20 protein-coding genes and 1 other RNA gene are annotated in these 20,278 nt (G+C 52.0%); 8 read left to right on the top strand and 13 right to left on the bottom strand.

Annotated elements, in window-relative coordinates:
- The first annotated feature begins 26 nt into the window (after positions 1-26).
- From CLV80_RS04845 to CLV80_RS04835, 3 genes are all read left to right on the top strand, one after another.
- The gene (locus tag CLV80_RS04845; RefSeq protein ID WP_106355450.1) at positions 27-1,781 is read left to right on the top strand and encodes a sensor histidine kinase; all 1,755 of its coding nucleotides are present in this window, start codon (positions 27-29) and stop codon (positions 1,779-1,781) included.
- Positions 1,782-1,799: 18 nt separating this feature from the next.
- The gene (locus CLV80_RS04840; protein ID WP_106356127.1) at positions 1,800-3,137 is read left to right on the top strand and encodes a sigma-54-dependent transcriptional regulator; all 1,338 of its coding nucleotides are present in this window, start codon (positions 1,800-1,802) and stop codon (positions 3,135-3,137) included.
- Positions 3,138-3,654: 517 nt separating this feature from the next.
- Positions 3,655-6,480, top strand: coding sequence for an Rne/Rng family ribonuclease (locus CLV80_RS04835; RefSeq protein ID WP_106355448.1), 2,826 nt, complete (start codon positions 3,655-3,657; stop codon positions 6,478-6,480).
- Between the two features lie 57 nt (positions 6,481-6,537).
- Here the strand turns inward: CLV80_RS04835 and CLV80_RS04830 are convergent, their stop codons facing one another.
- Positions 6,538-6,765: a sulfurtransferase TusA family protein gene (locus CLV80_RS04830; protein WP_106355446.1), complete on the bottom strand. Its 228-nt coding sequence runs from the start codon at positions 6,763-6,765 to the stop codon at positions 6,538-6,540.
- A gap of 106 nt (positions 6,766-6,871) precedes the next feature.
- Here CLV80_RS04830 and CLV80_RS04825 point away from each other — a divergent pair, with 106 nt between their 5' ends.
- From CLV80_RS04825 to CLV80_RS04810, 4 genes are all read left to right on the top strand, one after another.
- Positions 6,872-7,627 (top strand): cytochrome c biogenesis CcdA family protein, encoded by a 756-nt coding sequence (locus tag CLV80_RS04825; protein WP_106355444.1) that lies wholly within the window; start codon positions 6,872-6,874, stop codon positions 7,625-7,627.
- Positions 7,628-7,689: 62 nt separating this feature from the next.
- Positions 7,690-8,961, top strand: coding sequence for a hypothetical protein (locus CLV80_RS04820; RefSeq protein ID WP_106355442.1), 1,272 nt, complete (start codon positions 7,690-7,692; stop codon positions 8,959-8,961).
- Positions 8,958-10,322, top strand: a complete 1,365-nt coding sequence (locus CLV80_RS04815) for a cytochrome P450 (RefSeq protein ID WP_106355440.1) — start codon at positions 8,958-8,960, stop codon at positions 10,320-10,322. Before CLV80_RS04820 ends, CLV80_RS04815 begins: the two co-directional genes overlap by 4 nt.
- A 237-nt stretch (positions 10,323-10,559) precedes the next feature.
- On the top strand, positions 10,560-10,799 hold the full coding sequence (locus tag CLV80_RS04810; protein WP_106355438.1) for a hypothetical protein: 240 nt from the start codon (positions 10,560-10,562) through the stop codon (positions 10,797-10,799).
- On the opposite strand, the gene CLV80_RS04805 is transcribed toward CLV80_RS04810, so the two are convergent.
- From CLV80_RS04805 to ssrA, 8 genes are all read right to left on the bottom strand, one after another.
- On the bottom strand, positions 10,784-11,020 hold the full coding sequence (locus tag CLV80_RS04805; protein WP_106355436.1) for a ribbon-helix-helix domain-containing protein: 237 nt from the start codon (positions 11,018-11,020) through the stop codon (positions 10,784-10,786). The two genes, CLV80_RS04810 and CLV80_RS04805, sit on opposite strands and share 16 nt — an antisense overlap.
- A complete protein-coding gene (locus CLV80_RS04800; protein ID WP_106355434.1) occupies positions 11,013-11,189 on the bottom strand; it encodes a DUF4169 family protein in 177 nt (58 codons plus the stop codon). Before CLV80_RS04800 ends, CLV80_RS04805 begins: the two co-directional genes overlap by 8 nt.
- A complete protein-coding gene (gene fumC, locus CLV80_RS04795) occupies positions 11,186-12,577 on the bottom strand; it encodes a class II fumarate hydratase (RefSeq protein WP_106355432.1) in 1,392 nt (463 codons plus the stop codon). The genes CLV80_RS04800 and fumC overlap by 4 nt, the downstream gene beginning before the upstream one ends.
- Positions 12,578-12,649: 72 nt before the next feature.
- The gene (locus CLV80_RS04790) at positions 12,650-13,132 is read right to left on the bottom strand and encodes an SspB family protein (RefSeq protein WP_106356125.1); all 483 of its coding nucleotides are present in this window, start codon (positions 13,130-13,132) and stop codon (positions 12,650-12,652) included.
- A 65-nt stretch (positions 13,133-13,197) separates the two neighbouring features.
- On the bottom strand, positions 13,198-14,439 hold the full coding sequence (chrA, locus tag CLV80_RS04785; protein WP_106355430.1) for a chromate efflux transporter: 1,242 nt from the start codon (positions 14,437-14,439) through the stop codon (positions 13,198-13,200).
- Positions 14,429-15,208 carry a chromate resistance protein ChrB domain-containing protein gene (locus CLV80_RS04780; RefSeq protein ID WP_106355428.1) on the bottom strand — a complete coding sequence of 260 codons (780 nt, stop codon included), beginning with the start codon at positions 15,206-15,208 and terminating at the stop codon, positions 14,429-14,431. The genes chrA and CLV80_RS04780 overlap by 11 nt, the downstream gene beginning before the upstream one ends.
- A 112-nt stretch (positions 15,209-15,320) precedes the next feature.
- Positions 15,321-15,932, bottom strand: coding sequence for a DUF1194 domain-containing protein (locus CLV80_RS04775; protein WP_106355426.1), 612 nt, complete (start codon positions 15,930-15,932; stop codon positions 15,321-15,323).
- 18 nt (positions 15,933-15,950) lie between these two features.
- Positions 15,951-16,299: a transfer-messenger RNA gene (ssrA, locus tag CLV80_RS04770) on the bottom strand.
- Between the two features lie 142 nt (positions 16,300-16,441).
- Here ssrA and CLV80_RS04765 point away from each other — a divergent pair.
- Entirely contained in the window at positions 16,442-17,305 is an 864-nt protein-coding gene (locus CLV80_RS04765) for a hypothetical protein (protein ID WP_106355424.1), read from the top strand.
- Here CLV80_RS04765 and hemN read toward each other — a convergent pair whose 3' ends face one another.
- The 4 genes from hemN to CLV80_RS04745 form a co-directional block, all read right to left on the bottom strand.
- Positions 17,306-18,655, bottom strand: coding sequence for an oxygen-independent coproporphyrinogen III oxidase (gene hemN / locus CLV80_RS04760; RefSeq protein ID WP_106355422.1), 1,350 nt, complete (start codon positions 18,653-18,655; stop codon positions 17,306-17,308).
- 67 nt (positions 18,656-18,722) lie between these two features.
- Positions 18,723-19,331: an SCO family protein gene (locus tag CLV80_RS04755; RefSeq protein ID WP_106355420.1), complete on the bottom strand. Its 609-nt coding sequence runs from the start codon at positions 19,329-19,331 to the stop codon at positions 18,723-18,725.
- Positions 19,332-19,385: 54 nt separating this feature from the next.
- Positions 19,386-19,832 carry a copper chaperone PCu(A)C gene (locus CLV80_RS04750; protein WP_106355418.1) on the bottom strand — a complete coding sequence of 149 codons (447 nt, stop codon included), beginning with the start codon at positions 19,830-19,832 and terminating at the stop codon, positions 19,386-19,388.
- A 65-nt stretch (positions 19,833-19,897) separates the two neighbouring features.
- A complete protein-coding gene (locus tag CLV80_RS04745) occupies positions 19,898-20,242 on the bottom strand; it encodes a hypothetical protein (protein ID WP_106355416.1) in 345 nt (114 codons plus the stop codon).
- Between the last annotated feature and the right edge of the window lie 36 nt (positions 20,243-20,278).

Raw genomic sequence — 20,278 nt, 5'->3', positions numbered from 1 at the left:
GGGTACCGCGGCCATAGAGTGCGTGCATGAGCACGATAAAGACAACGAACGGGCGGCACGGTCAGGGCAGATGGTTTCTGCGTCTTTCGATTCTGGTCGTCTGCCTGTTTGCATTGATTGTTATTTATGTTTCCAACCAGCTTTTAACAAAGCGGTTTACAGAAACTATTAGTGATAGTTCTGAGGTTAGGCTTGCGCTTTATGTCACGAACCTGACCAGTGAATTGCAGCGAAATTCGGTTGTGCCACAGCTTCTGGCGCGTGATCCAGAGCTGATCCGTGCGCTGGAAACGCGCGATTTTTCAAAATCTTCAGATCACTTACTGTCATTTGTTTCGGAAATTGGATCGGCTTCGCTACTGCTGCTTGATCGCATCGGCGAAACAGTTGCCGCGACGGCCCATGATGAAGTTGGCGTTCTGCACACAAATGAACCCTACTTTATGAATGCATTGAATGGCGATCAAACCGTCTATGCAACCACGCGCAACGCTGACGGTGATTTCACCTATGTATTTTCCCGTAAAATAGAAGTTTTTGGTCAAGTGCGTGGCGTGATTGCTGTCGAAGTGAACTCTGCGTTGCTACAAGCGGGGTGGGTTGGCGGATCAGAGGCCGTTCTTGTGCTTGATAGCGAAGGCCAAATCATCATGGCCACAGAGCCACCCTGGCGCGGTTTGACAGAGCAAGAGGCGTTACGCGATAGCCGCAATATAACATTTTGGGATGTTATGCAGCGCAAATTTCGCGCGCTTACAGGGCTGCCTGCAGATGCGTATTTGTCTGGCGAAGCCGTATTACGCCGTGAGGCCCGTGTCCCTCACGAAGGTTGGAAGATGGTTAGCTACACGGCCTATGCATCGGTTCGCGAACGTGTGAACGGTATTCTAGCTATCGAAGTCATGGGATTTGCGATTCTATTGGCAGTGATGTTTTGGTTTATGTCACGCAAGACAGCTTCTAGATTGGTGTTTTTCCAACGTGAATCGGCTGAACTTCGTGCGCTAAATCGCCGTTTGCAGCGGGAAATTGCCGAACGCGAAAAGGTTGAGCAAACGCTTCAGGTTGCAGAGCAAACGATTGCGCAATCGTCGAAACTGGCGGCACTTGGGGAAATGTCTGCAGCGGTAAGTCACGAGCTAAACCAACCATTGGCTGCGATGAAAACATATCTCGCGGGCGCACGGCTTTTGCTACAACGTGAACGCCCAGAAGAAGCAATGTCATCCTTTCAGCGTATCGACGATCTACTTGAACGTATGGGCGCGATTACCCGTCAACTTAAGTCATACGCACGAAAAGGTGCCGATGCATTTGAACCGATGGATATTCGTGCGGCAGTATCGACTGCGCTTGCGATGATGGAGCCTCAATTAAAAATAAGAGACGTCAATATCATCAGATCGCTTCCCAACGAACCGGTGATGATTTTGGGTGATCGGTTACGATTAGAGCAGGTCATTGTGAACCTGCTTCGCAACGCATTGGATGCAACGAAGGGGGCAAGTAACCCAACGGTTGAAATTTTGCTCGCGGCTGGTGATACAATCAGTCTACAAATTCGAGATAACGGAGAAGGTATCGAAAACCTCGATCAGTTGTTTGAGCCGTTTTACACGACCAAACAGCCGGGGGATGGAACCGGATTAGGATTGGCGATCTCATCTGGGATCGTTGGCGACCTTGGCGGGCGACTGATGGCTCGGAATGCCGTAGATGGCGGGGCTATTTTTGAGGTCCAGTTGCCGCGCTTGAAAAATGACGTCGCTGCGGCGGAGTAAGTAGGAAAGAAAATGAGCATGAACAAAGCCATGAAAATTGCAATCGTGGATGACGAAACGGATATGCGGCAGTCAATTAGTCAGTGGCTGACGCTATCTGGCTTTGAAACTGAAACATTCGCGTCTGCCGAGGATGCCCTGAAGGGTTTAGGGACGGATTATCCAGGTATCGTCGTTTCTGATGTGCGGATGCCCGGTATGGACGGTATGCAGTTTTTGAAAAAACTCAAAGGTGTCGATAGCACGCTACCTGTGATCATGATCACAGGTCATGGTGATGTGCCGATGGCGGTTGAGGCAATGCGCGTTGGGGCTTTTGATTTCCTTGAAAAGCCATTTAATCCGGATCGAATGACCGAACTTGCGAAAAAGGCGACGCATGCACGACGTTTAACACTGGATAACCGTGCGCTTCGCAAGGAATTGTCAGACGGATCCGCGTTGATCAAAAAATTGATCGGTCAGTCACCACCGATGGAGCGTTTGAAAGAAGACATTTTGGATCTGGGGCAGGCCGATGGCCATGTGCTGATCGAAGGCGAAACCGGCACAGGTAAAACGCTTGTCGCACATGCCTTGCATGCCGTTGGGGCCCGCGCGTCTAAGAAATTCGTACTGCTCAGCTGTTCTGCTTACGATGAAGAGACACTTGGTCGTGTGATCTTTGGCCCCGCTCGCGATGATGAACCGATCCCTGCGATCGAAGAAGCCCGTGGTGGCACATTGGTTCTTGAGGATATCGAGGCGCTAAGCCACGCATTGCAGGCGCGGTTGTTGACTGCGATCAATGAGCAGGGGACACCTGCAGAAACGCGCATCGTTGCGATTTGTAACCTGCAAGAGCAGGATAAAACTTGCGAAAGCGTGCTGCGTCCCGATTTGTTTTACCGGTTGGCGGCACTGCGCATCACTGTTCCACCACTACGCCAACGCGGCGAAGATATCCTGACGCTATTCGCTCGTCTGAGCGAACAGTTTGCTGATGAATATGGGTGTGATGCCCCAGAGGTGAGCGCACAAGAAGCCGCCCAGCTTTTGCAAGCGCCGTGGCCGGGTAACGTTCGACAGCTTATCAATGTGGCAGAGCGTGCAGTTCTTCAGAACCGTCGCGGTACCGGATCTATCGCCTCGCTACTGATGGCAGATACCGAAGAAATGAAGCCCGCAATTACGACTGAGGGTAAGCCGCTAAAAGAATTCGTTGAGGCCTTTGAACGGATGCTTATCGACAACACAATGCGTCGTCATCGCGGGTCTATTGTTTCGGTAATGGAAGAGCTTTGTCTGCCGCGCCGAACGCTGAATGAAAAAATGGCTAAATATGGATTGCAGCGGTCTGACTATCTTGGGGGTTGATGTCAGGCCTCTTCAATAAATTTTGGCTGGCAGGGATGATAGTACATTCCTGCCATTTTTCTTTTAAGCCTCCGAATATCGCATTTGATGCACATTTTATGCTTATTTCAACGATTTGCGTTTGGTCGTGAACGGAAAAGAAACAGTTTCCGATTGTAATCTGTCACTGTCCTCCCTTATGTATGAGGGACGGGTGACGTGGGAATGTCCTGCACCTTTGACAGATTCTCTGCATCAATAGTGTTTTACACATGTTGATCGCAGCTGATTTGATCCCAAGGGATCAGAAGAACGCTCTGGTCATGCGGTTAAAGACGCTGACCGGGCCCTTAATGGGCCTTAGGCTTGACCTAAGGTCGGAGAAGAAACGCGATGCAACGCGCGACGTATATAGGCAAGGATGCAGTGGCCCTGAGGGGCCCCGTATTTGCCCGCGCGCAGATCGCCTTAATCAGACACGTAACACGAACAACTGCTCCCCCAGGGGGGGCTATCGGGTTATGTGCGAACGGACAATATGCCAAAGAAAATGTTAATCGATGCGACACACGCGGAAGAAACCCGCGTCGTTGTCGTAGACGGCAACAAGGTCGAAGAATTTGATTTTGAAAGCCAGTTCAAACGCCAGCTAGCTGGCAACATATACCTCGCTAAGGTTACGCGCGTCGAACCATCCCTGCAGGCTGCATTCGTAGACTACGGTGGAAATCGTCATGGGTTTTTGGCGTTTTCGGAAATTCACCCCGATTACTACCAGATTCCGGTTGCTGACCGCGAAGCGCTCATGGCTGAAGAAAAAGCCTATGCTGAAAGCCTAAAGGCTGAGGCCGAAGCAGAGGAAGAAAAACCTAAACGCCGCCGCAGCCGCGCGAAACCAAAGCCAGCAGCGGTTGAAACTGAGGATGCCGTCGTAACAGCCGAAGCTGCACCCGCAGAAGATGCCGCTGACACTGAATCCCCGGCGGTCGCCGAAGTCGAAACACCCAAAGTCGAAACGCCAGACGAGCAGACCTCTGGTGATATTGCGGGTATGGAAACCATCGATCTTGGTGACGACGACGAAGGCAGCTCTCCTATGGTGCTGGTCGCTGATACACCGGTTGAAACGCCGTCTGCCGATGATGCGGATGACGAACAGCCGCAGTTGGACGCGCGTAGCAAAGATGACAGCATCGAAAGTGTCGCCGAAGAGGATGACACCGACGAAGTGCGCCCAGTGCGCAAACCGCGTCCTAAGCGCTACAAAATCCAAGAGGTCATTAAGGTCCGCCAGGTCCTGTTGATCCAAGTTGTCAAAGAAGAACGCGGCAATAAGGGCGCGGCGCTAACGACTTACCTGTCGCTGGCTGGTCGTTATTGCGTACTTATGCCGAACACCGCGCGCGGTGGCGGTATCAGCCGTAAGATCACAAATGCAGCTGACCGTAAAAAGCTGAAAGAAATCGCCGGCGAAATGACTGTGCCTGATGGCGCTGGTCTTATCATTCGTACAGCCGGTGCGCAGCGCACCAAGGCTGAGATCAAGCGCGACTACGAATATCTGCAGCGTATGTGGGAACAGATCCGCGAACTGACTTTGAAATCTGTCGCCCCAGCTAAAATTTATGAAGAAGGCGATTTGATCAAACGCTCGATCCGCGATCTTTACTCAAAAGAGATCGACGAAGTGATTGTCGCGGGCGAGGCAGGTTACCGCACCGCCAAAGACTTCATGAAAATGATCATGCCGTCTCATGCCAAAAACGTAAAATACTACACGGAACAGTTGCCGCTTTACGCCCGCTATCAGGTCGAAGGCTATTTGGGTGGTATGTTCAACCCAACCGTTCAACTGCCTTCGGGTGGCTATATCGTGATCGGCATCACCGAAGCGCTTGTCGCGATTGACGTGAACTCTGGCCGTGCCACGAAAGAGGGTTCAATTGAGCAAACCGCGCTAAAGACTAACCTTGAGGCGGCTGATGAAGTTGCGCGCCAATTGCGCCTGCGCGATTTGGCCGGTCTGATCGTGATCGACTTTATCGATATGGACGAGCGTAAGAATAACAGCGCCGTTGAGAAGCGTTTCAAAGACAAGCTCAAGACTGATCGTGCCCGTATTCAGGTCGGTCGTATTTCGGGCTTTGGTCTGTTGGAAATGTCCCGTCAACGTCTACGCCCCGGCATGCTCGAGGCGACAACACAGATGTGTTCGCATTGTCATGGTACGGGTCTGCTGCGGTCTGACGATAACGTATCTCTTTCGATCCTGCGTCAGCTGGAAGAAGAAGGCGTGCGCGGTCGTTCCAAAGAAGTATTGGTAAAGGCGCCAATCACGATCGCCAACTTCTTGATGAATGGCAAGCGTGAGCATATCGGCGATATTGAAGCACGTTATGGTTTGTCTGTGCGTATTGAGTGTGACCCAACGCTTGTGTCGCCCGATTTTGCGATTGAAAAGTTCAAAACCGCAACACGCGTTGTGCCAGAGGCCGCACCTGTCGTGACGAGTACTGTTATCATGGACGACGATCATGACATCGCGGTCGAGGCCGAGGTCGAAGACAACGAATTTGCCGCGAATGACGAAAACGGTGATGGTGACGATAAACCCAAGCGTAAACGTCGGCGTCGTCGGCGTCGTCGGGGTGGTAACGGAAATGGTGAAAACCAACAGGCTGAAGGCGGAGAAACAAACGATGTTTCTGAAACTACCCCAGCAGAAACACCTGTTGAGGCCCAGGATGCCGCCCCAGTTGAAGCAGATGCACCTGTTGTAGAAGCCGACGCTGAAGTAGCTGTTGCTGAGGAAAAGCCAAAACGCACGCGCTCGCGGACACGTAGAGCAGCGCCTAAGGCTGAAGATACGGCGGAGACTGTTGTGGCGGATAAAGCAGGTGAAGCAGATAAAACTGCTGCGCCAGAAGCCGAAGAGAAACCTGCGCCTAAGAAGCGGACTCGTACCCGTAAAAAGGCGGAGCCTAAGCCAAAAGAAGCACCAGCTGAGGCTTCTGCAACAGATGATGAGGTTGTCGCTGAAAAGCCAAAACCAAAGCGCCGTAGTCGCGCAAAGCCCAAAGCGGCCGTTGTGACTGAGGATGCTGTTGTTACTGAGCCCGCGCCAGATGTTGCGGCGACGCCAGCTGCTGAAGCAGAAACGCCAGTGGCGGTTGCTGAAGTGAAGGCGGAGCCCGAGCATGTCGTCGAGGTGAAACCTGAGCCTACTGTTGAAGTAGTGCCAGATTCAGCACCGGTGGCAGAACCAGCTCCGGAACCGGTATCCGTTGCTGAAACTGCGCCTGCTGAGGTATCTGATGAACCTGCCAAGCCAAAGCGCAAAGGTTGGTGGTCATTAGGGCGCTAAGCTTAAATACCATCATGTAAAAAACAAACGCCGTCCCTTGGGGGCGGCGTTTTGCGTTTAACCTTTTTGGATCAAGTATATTTGACCGTCTTTAGCACCCTCGGTGCTGATCAGGTTATGGCCAGCCTCGGTGCAAAAATGTGGAACGTCGATAATCGCAGCAGGGTCATCTGCAACCATTCGTAAAACCTGTCCACTTTGTAGCGCTTGCAAGCGCTTGCGCGCCTTTAGGACGGGAAGGGGGCACAGCAGGCCCCGTGCATCTAAATCAGCATCATGTGTCATACCTTTCGATTAGGGCTGATGTTTCAATATGTCCACTAAGATGTGACAAAACGGCAGGTGACCAAATCACGGACGTCGCTTAGGAAGGGACACAAGAGGTTACCTAATGTTCGAAACAACTACAATTTTTGATGCCGGCCTGCTGCCTGCTATGCTGGTCGCGCTTGCTGCTGGCGTGTTATCATTTCTAAGCCCATGCGTGCTTCCCGTCGTGCCACCCTATCTGGCTTACATGGGGGGCGTATCTGTTAGTGAGCTTGAGGAACAGCGTCACGCACGACGCCGCGTTTTTGTTGCCGCGTTGTTTTTTGTACTTGGGCTGTCGACGATATTCATCCTACTTGGCATCGCCTTTTCGACCATGGGCCGGGCATTGCTTCAGTATCAGGACTATTTTAGCACCGTCGCAGGGATTGTCGTTATGATCCTTGGTGCCCATTTCGTGGGTGTTTATCGGATCGGATTTCTTGACCGTGAGATGCGCTTGGACGCAGGGGATAAGGGTGGGTCTGCTTTTGGTGCTTACCTTTTGGGATTGGCGTTTGCATTCGGGTGGACGCCCTGCCTTGGTCCTATTCTTGGTGCAATCCTAAGTCTGGCGGCATCCGAAGGTAGTATCGGGCGTGGAACGATATTGCTAGCAGTCTACGCGATTGGACTTGGCATTCCGTTTTTAGTGGTCGCTGCATTCTTTCCACGGTTGAAGGGTGCAATGGGCTGGATGAAACGGCACATGGGACGCATTGAACGGACCTCTGGCCTATTGCTTTGGACCGTTGGTCTGATGATGCTGACAGGACAGTTCGCCGCGATAAGCTATTGGCTGCTTGAGCATTTTCCAGCGTTAGCTGCCGTCGGATAAGACTTATGTTTTTGGTTGTGATCCGCTAACCTGTCATAACAGGGGATCAACAAGGATCAGCGATGACCGACCAATCCACGCAGGTCAAACGACGCCGGGTGTTTCACATTCCGGGCTATGATCCCATTCCGCCAAGGCGTTACCGCGAACTTTACAGGACCGAAAGCGCTGCGCAGGCTGCGATCAGTGGATACGAGATCGATGTGCAGGCGCGTTCAACTAACAAGACCTTTGGCTGGACTGTGAACGCAAATATTGATGATCAAAATGTTGCTGCACGCATCGACGTATTAGTGTGGTCTGACATTGTACGTGACAGTATGGCGCAGTCTATTCCGGCGACTTATTGGCAACTGCTTCAGACTACGTGGATATATATCAGTACAGGAACATTGCGCAGACTAATGTGGATGCGCAAAGGGCCAGTGATAGCCGCACTGTATCCGGTTGGGATGCTGTTATTGCAGTTGTTCGCAGCGGTGTTCATCGGACGCTTCATTGGGGGGGGCGTTCAAAGCGGATTAACGTGGATTGCCGCGTTGGTTGGAAGCGGGATTGTAGCAGATTTTGTCGGTTGGTTTGCTTGGGTGGTAAAGTATCTTCTTTGGGCTGGCATCGTGATCGTCGTGCTCCGTTGGTTCAAGGCAAAAGACGGCAAGCTGTTCGCCTATTACCTGATGCATGATTACGCATTTTCAGCACGGTCCTATGGCGCAATCCCAGCAGCTTTAGGTGACCGTATGAAAGAATTCGGTGACACAATTGCAGAGGCGTTTTCTGGAAACGTTGATGAGGTGCTGATCGTGGGACATTCGTCGGGTGCGCATCTCGCCGTGTCAGTATTGGCTGATCTGATCCGCGAAGGCAGGGTACCTGCCAATGGTCCAAAGCTGGCTTTTTTATCTTTGGGGCATGTGGTGCCGATGGTGTCGTTTCTTCCACATGCGCGCAGATTACGGACAGACCTTGCATATCTTGCGACACAAAACGTGCTGACTTGGGTCGATGTGACCGCACCGGGCGATGGGTGTTGTTTTGCGCTATGTGATCCAGTTGCGGTTACCGGTGTGTCACCACCCGGTAAACATTGGCCGCTTGTGATTTCTGCCGCCTTTACCCAAAGTCTAACACCTGCCCGTTGGAAGGCGCTGCGCTGGCGGTTTTTTCGGCTACATTTTCAATATCTATGCGCGTTCGATCAGCCAAAGGACTATGATTACTTTCAAATCACGGCTGGCCCGGTGACATTGCAGGGCCGTTATGCTGGGCGGCCGCCTTCGAAATCGCGCATTGATGTAGCAGTTTCAAAGTACACATCGGTTATGCCTTCATGACCGAGATACCGCCGAAACCTAAAGCGCGCCCTGAACGCGTGTCGCTCTTCCGGTATCTACGTTTGTTTCGGCGCGATATTTTATCGGCGCAACCAGCAAAGTTATATCGTGCGTGGATGGCAGAGTTTCGGACGCCGTTTTTTCGGAGCTACATGATCAACGATCCAAAGTTGATCAACGAGGTACTAAAGGCCCGCCCCGACGAGTTTCCAAAGTCGGAACGCATTGGGGCCGGACTGCGCCCGCTTTTGGGTGAAAGCGTCTTTCTGACGAACGGAGAAACATGGAAACGCCAACGCAGGATAATTGATCCTGCGTTTGAAGGCGGGCGGTTGCGCGATACGTTTCCCGGCATAATGGCGGCGGGGCAGGCGGCAGCACAGCGTCTTGAGCCTCTTGCAGATGACACACCTCAAGAAATTGAAGCGCTCACCAGTCATGCCGCCGCTGACGTTATTTTTCGTACGCTGTTTTCACTACCCATCGAAGATGAGACTGCCCAACAGGTATTTCACGAATTTAGGGCATATCAACGGTCGCAGCCCATTCTGAATCTGGCAGCATTTATACCGGGGCCGCAATGGATGCCGCGGTTCTTTAAGTCAGAAACACGCCGGACTGCGCGAAAAATCCGTTCTTTGATTACGCAGCTCACGCAAGATCGGTTAGCGTTGATTGCCGCTGGGACCGCGCCAGATGATCTTGCGACCAAGATTATGACGACCTGTGATCCAAAGACAGGCGAAACATTCACTGTCTCAGAGATGGTCGATCAGGTCGCTATTTTCTTTTTGGCTGGGCATGAAACCAGCGCGTCGGCACTGGCATGGACACTGTATTTATTAGCGCGATACCCCGAATGGCAGGAAAAGGTGGCGGCAGAAGCCGCAGACTTTGACGGAAGCTTCTCGAACCTATCAAAGCTTAAAGTGACAAGGGATGTATTTCGCGAAGCATTGCGATTGTATCCTCCCGTGCCAATGATGGTCCGCGAGGCCACCAGCACGTCTACATTTCGAAACCGCTTGGTACGACGCGGTGCACAGGTCGTGCTGTCACCTTGGCACCTCCACCGACATAGTCGACTGTGGGATAATCCTGATGGTTTTGATCCCGGCCGCTGGGCTACTGAAAATGGAAAATCCCGCGTACGAGATGCGTACATGCCATTTTCAAGCGGTCCACGTGTATGTTCTGGCGCAGGGTTCGCGATGATCGAAGGTGTGGTTCTGATGGCATCTTTGTTGAACGGTTTTGAGTTTAAAACAGTTGAGAATCGCGAGCCAATACCTGTGGCATATCTTACGGTGCGCGCAAGGAATGGTATCTGGCTGAGAATCAAACGACGTCGATTGGAATGATTCTGACTAAATGATCAAAAAATAGGCGGTGTCGGCTGAAGTTTGTCTGCATTGCGGCATAAGTGCGCTTTGATTGTGTCGAATTGTGCGGCTTCCCGCTCACAGTTGCTTGAACGTGGCGTTTTTGTCGACACATGGCGGCATTTACATGTATCGTTAATATAGGAAGTTTGATTTTCACCTGAACATCAATCTGCCTTCGGGAAAATAAAAACTGCTCGCGAAACGAGGACAATCATGACTATTGCACTACCAGGTTCGTCCAAAAAAGGTATTGGTGGACTATTTGGACGTAAGTCTAAAACTGAGAAAAAGTCGCCTACTGCTGAAAAGCAACTGACTCCGCAAGAAGTAGCGAAAATGTTTAAGGGCCCAGCTGCTGTTAAAGTGGTGAAGCCAACCAAACTGAACGACGTCGAAAAGAAAGATGTTGAGCGTTTGGGTAGCCTGCGTGGTGCGCTTTATTCAAAAGACTGATCGCGCAACAACGCGTGCTCTAACACATAGACCCGCAAGGCCGACGCGAGACCGATGTCTCCTCGGCCTTCGTCTATTTCAGCGGCTAAGCCATTGATTGTTTTGCCATCTTGGTCCGCGATTTTCCGAAACTGATCCCAGAAAATATCTTCGAGCGACACGCTTGTCCGGTGACCGCGCAGTGTGAGTGACCGTTTTGCAGGGCGCGCATGATCAGTCATCTTCGAATTTCAACTGCGATAACCTATCATTTGTTTGCTTATCACGAGACGCTTCCAATAGCCGTTCGGCCTTGGTGCGGCCAAAGCGGACGGCATTTTCGTCCGCTTTGGCTTTGGCCTCGGCGCGATTACGCGCTTTACGGGCCTGGTTTAGGTTGATCGGCTTCACTTAGGACCGATCATGTCTTCAGGGCGCACGACCTTGTCGAAGGTTGCTTCGTCCACAAAGCCCAGTTTGATTGCTTCTTCTTTCAGGGTAGTGCCATTCTTGTGCGCAGTCTTCGCAACGGTTGTCGCGTTGTCGTACCCAATGGTAGGCGCCAGCGCTGTGACGAGCATCAGGCTTTCGCGCATCAGCTTTTCGATCCGCGTACGATCAGCACGGACGCCAACAACACAGTTGTCAGTGAACGCCGAGGACGCATCACCCAAAAGCTGCATAGATTGCAATACGTTATAGGCCATCATTGGCTTCATTACGTTCAGTTCAAAGTGACCTTGCGAACCCGCGAAACCGACAGCGGCGTCGTTACCCATGACATGCGCACAGACCTGCGTAATCGCCTCAACCTGAGTTGGGTTAACCTTGCCGGGCATGATGGATGAACCTGGCTCGTTCTCTGGCAGCATCAATTCACCTAGACCACAACGTGGGCCAGAACCCAGCATGCGGATGTCGCAAGCGATCTTGTAAAGGCTGGATGCAACAGTTTTCAAGGCGCCGGACATTTCGACCAATGCGTCATGTGCAGCCAGTGCTTCGAATTTATTAGGTGCTGTGACAAACGGTAGGCCAGTGATTTCAGCCATGTTCGCGGCAACTGTTTCACCCCAACCTTTGGGCGTGTTCAGGCCAGTGCCCACGGCTGTACCACCCTGCGCCAATTCATAGATCGCGGGCAGGGCGGCTTTGATGCGGCGCAGGCCCATTGCGACCTGATGACTGTAACCGCTGAATTCCTGACCCAGTGTGAGCGGCGTCGCGTCCATTGTATGGGTGCGGCCGATTTTGATGATGTCAGCGAATTCTTCTTGTTTCGCGATCAGTGCTGCGTGCAGTTTTTCAAGACCGGGTATCAGAACGTCACGTGCAGTCGTCGCAACTGCGATGTGCATAGCGGTTGGGAACGTGTCGTTAGAAGACTGACCCATGTTGCAGTGATCGTTGGGGTGGACCGGGTCTTTGGATCCGATCACGCCACCCATCAATTCGATCGCGCGGTTGCTGATCACTTCGTTGGCGTTCATGTTTGACTGCGTGCCGGAACCTGTCTGCCATACGACCAGCGGAAAGTGATCGTCCAATTTGCCGGCGACGACTTCGGAGGCTGCTGCAATCATGGCGTCTGCTTTGTCAGCGTCCAATTTGCCACGTTCTTTGTTCGCCATGGCGCAGGCTTGCTTGATCACACCAAGCGCACGAACGATTGCAACTGGCTGCTTTTCCCAACCAATTGGGAAGTTCATCAAAGAACGCTGGGTTTGCGCACCCCAATAGCGGTCCGCTTGGACCTCAAGTGGGCCAAAACTATCGGTTTCTGTGCGTGTCTCGGTCATGGATGAACCCCTTTTGAAATAATTTCAAAACAGGGTTTAAGCTGCAGCCCGCAGGATCGCAAGATCGCAGCGTTACTTACGGAATTGATCCAAGCTAACCACTTCAGCTTCTTTACGCTCTTCTGGCTCTGCCTCAGGCTCGACCATTTCTTCCATCGGCGCTTCTTCGATATCAAGAATATCTGCGTCATCTTCATCGTCTTCGGGGCTTTCAAAGCGCAGGCCGAACTCAACAGAAGGGTCAACGAAGGTGCGAATAGCGTCGTAAGGGATATAAAGCCGTTCAGGGCTGTCGCCAAAGTTCAGGGTGATTCCGAAACCTTCGTCAGTAACATCAAGGTCCGCAAACCAGTGCTGGATCACGACGGTCATATCACCGGGGTAACGGTCTGATAGCCAATCTGCGATCTCAACATCAGGGTGCATTGTGTCAAAGGTGACAAAGAAATGGTGTTCGCCAGGAAGGCCATCCTTGGCGATATCAGTCAGCACATTTTGGATCAGGCTCCGCATTGCACGGTGCATTAGGTTTCCATAGTCGATGGTGCTGGTCACTGGCATTTCCCCACATTTCTTACCCTTAGCATACGTGGTTTTTGGCGAGTGAAAAGGGGGCGGTTTCAGAATGCGCCGATGATTAGCCCCGCGAGTGCCGAGATCAGTAAAACAAGTGGTAAGGACCAGTTTTTTCCAAGTAGTAGAAATCCCGATAATACTGCTAGTGCCACAGCTGCAGGCTGGATCGATGCAAAGCTTGGCCAAATCAGCGAAAAGATACCCCATTCATGGGTGGTGATTTGGTCAAAGAATACGTGAAGCGCAAACCAGAGAGATAGGTTGGCGATGACCCCAACCACGGCTGCTGTGATCGCAGCGAGCGCCCCACGAAGCCGCGGCCGGCTATCAAGCCAGTCAATTAGTGGTGCCCCGGCAAATATCCAAATAAAACAAGGGACAAAGGTAACCCAAAGGGTTAACGCTCCAGCCGCTAACGCCAAAGCTGTTCCGCCCTGCGCTAAGCCTGCGATCATGCCAACAAATTGGGTGACAAGTATCAGCGGTCCCGGTGTTGTCTCTGCAAGACCCAGCGCATCCATCATTTGATCGGTGTTAAGCCATTGATAGGAAACGACGACCTCTTGGGTCATGTAAGCTAGAACAGCGTATGCACCTCCAAAGGTGACGACGGCCAAGACAGAAAAGAACTTGCCAACTTCTAAAAGGAACTTTTGTTGGGTTATAGCGACAATAATCAAGGGTGCTGCCCAAATCGCGAGGCCGATCATGATCGTCGTGATAGTCTTCCGCAGGCTGGGTAGTTTGGCGTCTAAATTGTTTGTTGTAGGGGCTTGAAAAAATGCTCCAATCAGCCCCGCACTCAGAACAACCAGCGGAAAAGGCGTGGCAAAAAAGAAAAGCGCGACAAACGCGGCGATTGCGATCATGTTATGTGCTGGCTGTTTCAAAGCGCGCTTTGCGATCTTAATCAGGGCTTGGATCACAATTACGACAACACAGGCTTTGACCCCCAAGAACAGTGATTGGACAAGCGGAAGATCACCATAAGCACCGTAAGCCAGAGCCAGCAGGGTGATGACAATCGCGCCGGGGATAACGAACAAGCCACCACCAATGAGACCACCGAGAATGCCAGCGCGTTTCCAGCCAGCATAGGTGGCCAACTGCATTGCCTCGGGCCCGGGTAGCAGCATGCAAAACGACAGCGCCTTGAGGTATTCATCCTCAGAGAGCCAAGGACGATCCTCGACCAGTTCTTTGTGCATCAATGCAATCTGCGCCGCTGGCCCACCGAAGGATAGCAATCCGATACGGCCAAATACACGAATAAGTTCAGAAATCATGGGTTTCATCCTGCGCATCACGTGCCCAGCGATAAAGCGCGTCATATATTTCCATTCCAGCGATTAGCTGCGCGTCGTCATTGCGATACATACGCGAAAGCCCAACTGATATCGCAAGCAATCCCGCTGCCTGTGGGGCAAGCGCATGCCGGTTTGTATCTGCAGCCCGCACCACCGTCGTCAATGTGTCTAGGGAAGGGGTATGCAACTCGAATTCGTCCAACATGGTGTCAAAGGTGCATTGATCGCCTCTGTGGCCCCAATGCGTATCTGCAATATCAAATGGCGTGGCGCCGAAACGATCAGCGACATCTAAGACTTGGGCGGGTGGGACGAACATGAACTCTGCAAAAGGATCAACAAACCTCTTAATCAGCCAAGGGCATGCAATGCGGTCGATCTTGGGCCGGTGGCGAGTCACCCAAAGCGATCCGGGGACTTTTGCGGCGGGAACGCGGGGAAGCTGTGCATTTTTCCAAGCTATATTCCCGCCTTCCAATGCCTGTGCGTCAATACCTCGGCTACGCAGTCGGGCAGCAACGCCATGCGAAAGTTTTAAACCCTTTTGGCAGATAATAATTGTCTGTTTGTCTGCAGACCGCGCGACAATCCCGTCGATGTCAGTATGCGGGTGTCGTTGCGCGGTTGGAATAAGATAGGGATCATCGGCAAAGTCGGGATCAATGCAAACGTCAATCAGCACGGGACATTGCGGTGTGCCGATTAAGCGCATCAAGTTCGCGGGTGAGATTTCGTTCAAAGCAGCCATGTGCATCCTTTCTGAAAAGTGGTCAGTGGATGCGACGCTTTGGCCTGAACCTTACGGGGTGTTCGCGGACCCCATGCTGCATTGATGCGAAATGAAACCAGTTAGGTCAATACTATCCAATAACTTTACTAAGTTCGCGCAGGATCTTTGCTCGGATGGCTTCGGGGTAATTGCGGTGTGTGCGTGCTGTCATAGCAAAACCGTCGCGGGTAATAACGGCACCACGATAGAAATTCGTGATGGCTAGCCCCATGGATTCAATTGCAATGGCGTTGATGGTCACATCGGAGCGTTCCGCGGCTTGGCGCGCAAGATTGACGTCGCTGCCACCATTCGGCGTACCGTCACCTGAAATGTCGATCACCTGACGCTCGCAATCTGGCGCGCTGTCAAAAAGCCCTAGCGCAAAGTGGATCGCTTCGGCAGGCGCAGTGTCTGATAGGATAAACGCGCGTTCCATCAATCGAGCACGATCGGCCAACAGATTTGCGTCTAATGATGTACGAATGGTTGTCCAAGGTATCGAAAGCTGCTGTTTATCCGATCCCGACCATTGCATGACCGCGATTGGGACTTCGCCTTCGACCATCGCAGCGACGATTTCAGGGTCACGCAATGCGTCTGCCATTCCATCGGTTTGCAGCCGGTACTCTGCGACATCAATAGAGTTCGATACGTCTATACTAAGGACAAGAGCTGTATCGCAGCCGACAATTGCAAATATATTGAAGCGGGGGAGTTAGGTGCAGGTTTCTGTTGCCAGGTACCTGCGAACCCCGCCATAAGCTGCGAGCCTATGGACTTAAGTTTTCGATATTTCGCACAGCTTACGCTGCGAGAGCCATCGGTGCTTTGTTGTCATTTGCAACTAGCTTTGATGAACCGATAACGGTGGTGTCTCACCGAAACAAAGCAAACCCCTTTAGACGTTCGTCGATCCTATTTCGTCCCCATGGCTGCCAAATGAGCAGTTTTTGGTGGAGACGCAGGGTACCGCCCCCTGGTCCGATCCGCTTATTACGAGCGCGTTTATGTTCATAGTCCCGAAGGACAAGTTACAGATAGGTGTTCAGGCGGGGTTGTGCAAGTGGGCGAATGCAGGTGTGCAACTTGCCCGCTGCGATCACATCTTAGTGCGTTTGACGCTTTTAAGGTGGTTTTGCTCGTGCCGGGGTGGTCATCTTTTTGCTGAACCGCTACGCGTCCCGAAAAAATTGCGAGTGCTTAAGTTAGATGTTAAAATTAATCCCCGCTGTGACCTATGTCGCCGCAATCTTTGTCGTTGTTAGCCCCTTTGGACAGTCGCAGGCAGAAGATACCAACCAAATTTCTTTGGGCCATTTAAAGACAGACACCTTTGACGGTGGATATCTTTTTGGTAACTTTAACCTATCGGTGGGCGAGAGGGCTTGGGGCGCAGAACTGGGCATGTTTGGTGTCGTCGGACGCTTACATGAAACATATGCGTCTGCGACATGGACCCAGAATGGTCACAAAATCGAACTGGGTTTTCCGCGACCTGCATATGATCGCTTTGCTGTTTCTGGACTGACGCAGCTGATGCCGCGTCTCGCGCTTTTCAGTATTAGCACAACCCGTAGCCGGGCAACCGACGGGGTTATGACCGAATCTGAATTCCTCCCTTATGGCGCGGTCTACAGCGATCACGTGCGTGACCTTAGCATTTCTGTGCATGGCGTGCCGGATACCGACATTACGATATACGGCATTGGTACCAGCGTTGCTTCAGGTCAATGGGATGTCGATTTGGCCGCCGAGGCCGTATCAGAAAATTCAGCTTGGGATTGGAATGCAAAGACGCAGCTGCGCTATGATGCTGGGCCTGCACGCCTAGGTCTTGGGCTGTATGCAGCTGAGGCAAATGATGCTGGACATACCGCTGAAATGTTTGCCGAATTTGATATTCACGACGATACAGAGCTAACCGCATTGCTGCGGCAAACCGAAGGCACAGACCCTGCGATCGGTCTGGGCGTTGCATATGCGTTTGACCTTGGGATCAGCACTGATTTCATAATGGTCCATGCCGCAGACGAAGGGCTTGCTGTCGCTGCGGCTGTTTCTTACGGATTTTGATCAAGACGCTTGTGAATACTGTGCCGTTGTATCGCTAACGTTGTCATAGCGTTGTGCGATGATACGGGTGAGTGGTCGACCTTCGGGTGTGATCCGCAAAATATTGTCGTCACGCACAACAAGACCAGCAAAATCGACAAGCAACGCATCGTGGATCGGGGTGAGCGCACACGCGTCTGGAAATTCATCTAACGCGCTTAGATCAATTTCGAACTGGCACATCAGCATGTTGATCGCCGCAGCGCGCGGTCTGTCCGATGCGGACAGGTGATAACCACGATGACCAGCCAAGTTTTCGCCAATAATCCGCTGAATGTAAGCGGCTGTCGTGGATGCGTTTTGCATATAACCTTGCGCGAATTGCGAGATTGATGAGGCGCCGATTCCAATTAGGCTTTGACTGGTGTCGTCGGTGTAGCCCTGAAAATTGCGGCGTAGTTGTCCGTGATTTCGCGCAGTTGTAAGCGAATCTTCTGGCTTTGCAAAATGGTCGATACCAATGGCTTCGTATCCGCTTGCTCCAAACGCGCGGGCGGCTTGTTGGGTAAGTTGGTAGCGCGTTTCTTCATCTGGTAATGCTGCGTTGGGAATAAGCTGTTGGCGTTTCGCAAAGTTAGGCACATGGGCATAGCCAAACAAGGCAATGCGGTCGGGATCCAGTTGCATGACTTTTGAAATCGTATCATCCAGCTTTCTAGCGTTTTGATGAGGTAGCCCATAAACCAGATCGGCGTTTAACGATGTAACCCCTGTCGCACGTAGGCTTTCGACGCAGTAGCGCGTGGTTTCAAAGCTTTGTTCACGGCCGATAGCCGCTTGAACATCAGGTGCAAAATCTTGAATGCCAATGCTTGCCCGCGTCATACCCACTGCTGCGAGCGCCTCAATTTTGGCGTCATCGACAAGTGTAGGGTCAACCTCAACTGAGAATTGAAAGTTTGCGGCAGGAGGGATAACATCCATGATTGCGGTCGCGAGGTCCCGGATCATGTCTGGCGTCAAAATGGTTGGCGTGCCACCACCCCAATGCAGCTGCGCCATTTTCACCCCAGCGGGCAAAGTTTTTCGCAATAATTCTAGTTCTGCTTTTAGGGATGTCAGGTAGGTTTCAACCGGTTTGAGTGTCGTTGTGCCTTGCGTGCGGCAGGCGCAGAACCAGCATAGGCGTTCACAAAATGGGATGTGAACGTAGACAGACACGGGGTTGTCGGCGTCGAGAGTGCGTAAGCATTCAGACTGAAACGCTACTCCGGTCTGCGCGGAAAACGCGGTTGCAGGCGGGTAGCTGGTATAGCGGGGCACACGGGTATCGAATAATCCGTGTTGGCGAAGGCGTGACATATTATTCATGTCGCCTGAAATGGCATATCCCCGCGCCTGTGTATTTGCGCCAGATCAAATGGCGCGGGGAAAGTTGTTAGGTTGCAGTGTCCATAAAACATGCTGTAATTTCAGCGATTTGTTCGGGTGTGTGGTCGCGTTTAAAGAACGTCGCGAACCCGGTGTCGGGCATCATCAGATATGTCTGGGTCGAATGATCGACGAGGTAGTATTCATCGTCGCCATCTTGTTTACGGTAGTAAGTACGATACGCCTTAGAGGCGACGCTGACTTGCTCTGCCGATCCGGTTAGACCGATCATGTCCTCGTGAAAGTTTTCTGTGAAATCACTCACGACCTGCGGTGTATCGCGGTCAGGGTCAATCGATATGAATACAGTGCCAATATCGTAGCCTTCGTCTTCCAAAAGGTAAGCCGCCTGCGCGTTCCGAGCGCTATCAAGTGGGCAAACATCGGGGCAAAAAGTGTACCCAAAATAAACGAGTGTCGGTTTCGTGATAACGTCTGTATCCGTGACGGTTTCACCAGTTTCAGATACGAGCTCGAATGGTCCGCCAATCGCTGTTGATGCGACTGCGGTATCGCCGCAAGGGATTTGCGTCGCGTTTTGCGATACATTCCAAGTGTATAGGCCCAACCCCGCCGCCGCAATAAGGGTTGTTGTCCCAATAATGACAGCTTTCATTGCCGTCTCCTTTGGTTTTGCGCCTTCGGTGGGCCGAAGGCGCGTGTCGGGTTATCAGTGATTGTGTTCCATGGTGCGTTCGACCACTTCAAAAGTGATATCCACTTCGCCAGCATGTTCAAAAATCAACGTTGCGGGAATGGTTTCACCGACCTCAAATGGGTTGCCCTGTAACCCCATGAACATCACATGATAACCGCCCGGCTCGAGCGCAACCATTCCGCCCGCCGGAACTGGGACACCTTCGACATGCATCATTTTTGCGACGCCATCGGTGAATTCCGTGGTGTGCAGTTCAACACGTGGAAAGTCGGCTTCGACGCCAAGAAGGGTATCATCTGTGTCGCCGTCGTTTGAAATATGCATGAAGCCACCGCCAGCCATCGCGGTTGGTGCTGTTTCAAAAGCGGCGGGGTGCATCACTGTGATGTTGGATTCTGCCCATGCAGCTGGTGCGGTGAGAAGCAGAAATGTACTTGCGATAAGGGTATTCAGTTTCATGGTTCGACTTTCTTAAGGGGCCGGGCCAAAGGCCGGACGATAGCATTGATTGTTGGTTGTCGGCGCTAAGCCAATGGAGGCGCACGTGCGGCGTAGGCCCAATCAAGAATAGAAAGACGTGAAATTGATGCGTTTTCCCCAATCCAAAGAGTGGATGTCGCAAGCTGCAGAGCAGGAAACTGTGCAGGAGTAGGCGTCAAACAGCCATGTGAAACAATGCAAGCAAGGCATTGGTCAACTCTGGCGTGACGTGGATCACCAGTTTGACCACAGATGTCGGCCCAGTCACCGCCAGCAAGAACGTAAGCCGTCGCTTGGGTATCAACCGCTGGTGTAAGAGCGCGATGCCCAAAGCCAACAAAGGCAAGGGCGAACACAACAATACATGAGATAAGGCCGCGTCTGATCATGCCGCAAGATTTAAGCGATCTTATCGCAAGATACAA

Origin of the sequence: Yoonia maritima, from assembly GCF_003003285.1 — a bacterium.
GTDB classification, from domain to species: domain Bacteria; phylum Pseudomonadota; class Alphaproteobacteria; order Rhodobacterales; family Rhodobacteraceae; genus Yoonia; species Yoonia maritima.
Note: the sequence above shows the minus strand (reverse complement) of the source record. Positions and strands in the feature narration are given on the sequence as shown.

Coding starts and splice junctions, on each gene's coding strand:
- hemN (WP_106355422.1), bottom strand. CDS start 18,655: ATGAATAATATGTCACGCCTTCGCCAACACGGATTATTCGATACCCGT.
- CLV80_RS04755 (WP_106355420.1), bottom strand. CDS start 19,331: ATGAAAGCTGTCATTATTGGGACAACAACCCTTATTGCGGCGGCGGGG.
- chrA (WP_106355430.1), bottom strand. CDS start 14,439: ATGATTTCTGAACTTATTCGTGTATTTGGCCGTATCGGATTGCTATCC.
- CLV80_RS04810 (WP_106355438.1), top strand. CDS start 10,560: ATGACTATTGCACTACCAGGTTCGTCCAAAAAAGGTATTGGTGGACTA.
- CLV80_RS04825 (WP_106355444.1), top strand. CDS start 6,872: ATGTTCGAAACAACTACAATTTTTGATGCCGGCCTGCTGCCTGCTATG.
- fumC (WP_106355432.1), bottom strand. CDS start 12,577: ATGACCGAGACACGCACAGAAACCGATAGTTTTGGCCCACTTGAGGTC.
- CLV80_RS04745 (WP_106355416.1), bottom strand. CDS start 20,242: ATGATCAGACGCGGCCTTATCTCATGTATTGTTGTGTTCGCCCTTGCC.
- CLV80_RS04780 (WP_106355428.1), bottom strand. CDS start 15,208: ATGGCTGCTTTGAACGAAATCTCACCCGCGAACTTGATGCGCTTAATC.
- CLV80_RS04830 (WP_106355446.1), bottom strand. CDS start 6,765: ATGACACATGATGCTGATTTAGATGCACGGGGCCTGCTGTGCCCCCTT.
- CLV80_RS04765 (WP_106355424.1), top strand. CDS start 16,442: ATGTTAAAATTAATCCCCGCTGTGACCTATGTCGCCGCAATCTTTGTC.
- CLV80_RS04815 (WP_106355440.1), top strand. CDS start 8,958: ATGACCGAGATACCGCCGAAACCTAAAGCGCGCCCTGAACGCGTGTCG.
- CLV80_RS04835 (WP_106355448.1), top strand. CDS start 3,655: ATGCCAAAGAAAATGTTAATCGATGCGACACACGCGGAAGAAACCCGC.
- CLV80_RS04845 (WP_106355450.1), top strand. CDS start 27: ATGAGCACGATAAAGACAACGAACGGGCGGCACGGTCAGGGCAGATGG.
- CLV80_RS04820 (WP_106355442.1), top strand. CDS start 7,690: ATGACCGACCAATCCACGCAGGTCAAACGACGCCGGGTGTTTCACATT.
- CLV80_RS04750 (WP_106355418.1), bottom strand. CDS start 19,832: ATGAAACTGAATACCCTTATCGCAAGTACATTTCTGCTTCTCACCGCA.
- CLV80_RS04840 (WP_106356127.1), top strand. CDS start 1,800: ATGAACAAAGCCATGAAAATTGCAATCGTGGATGACGAAACGGATATG.
- CLV80_RS04805 (WP_106355436.1), bottom strand. CDS start 11,020: ATGACTGATCATGCGCGCCCTGCAAAACGGTCACTCACACTGCGCGGT.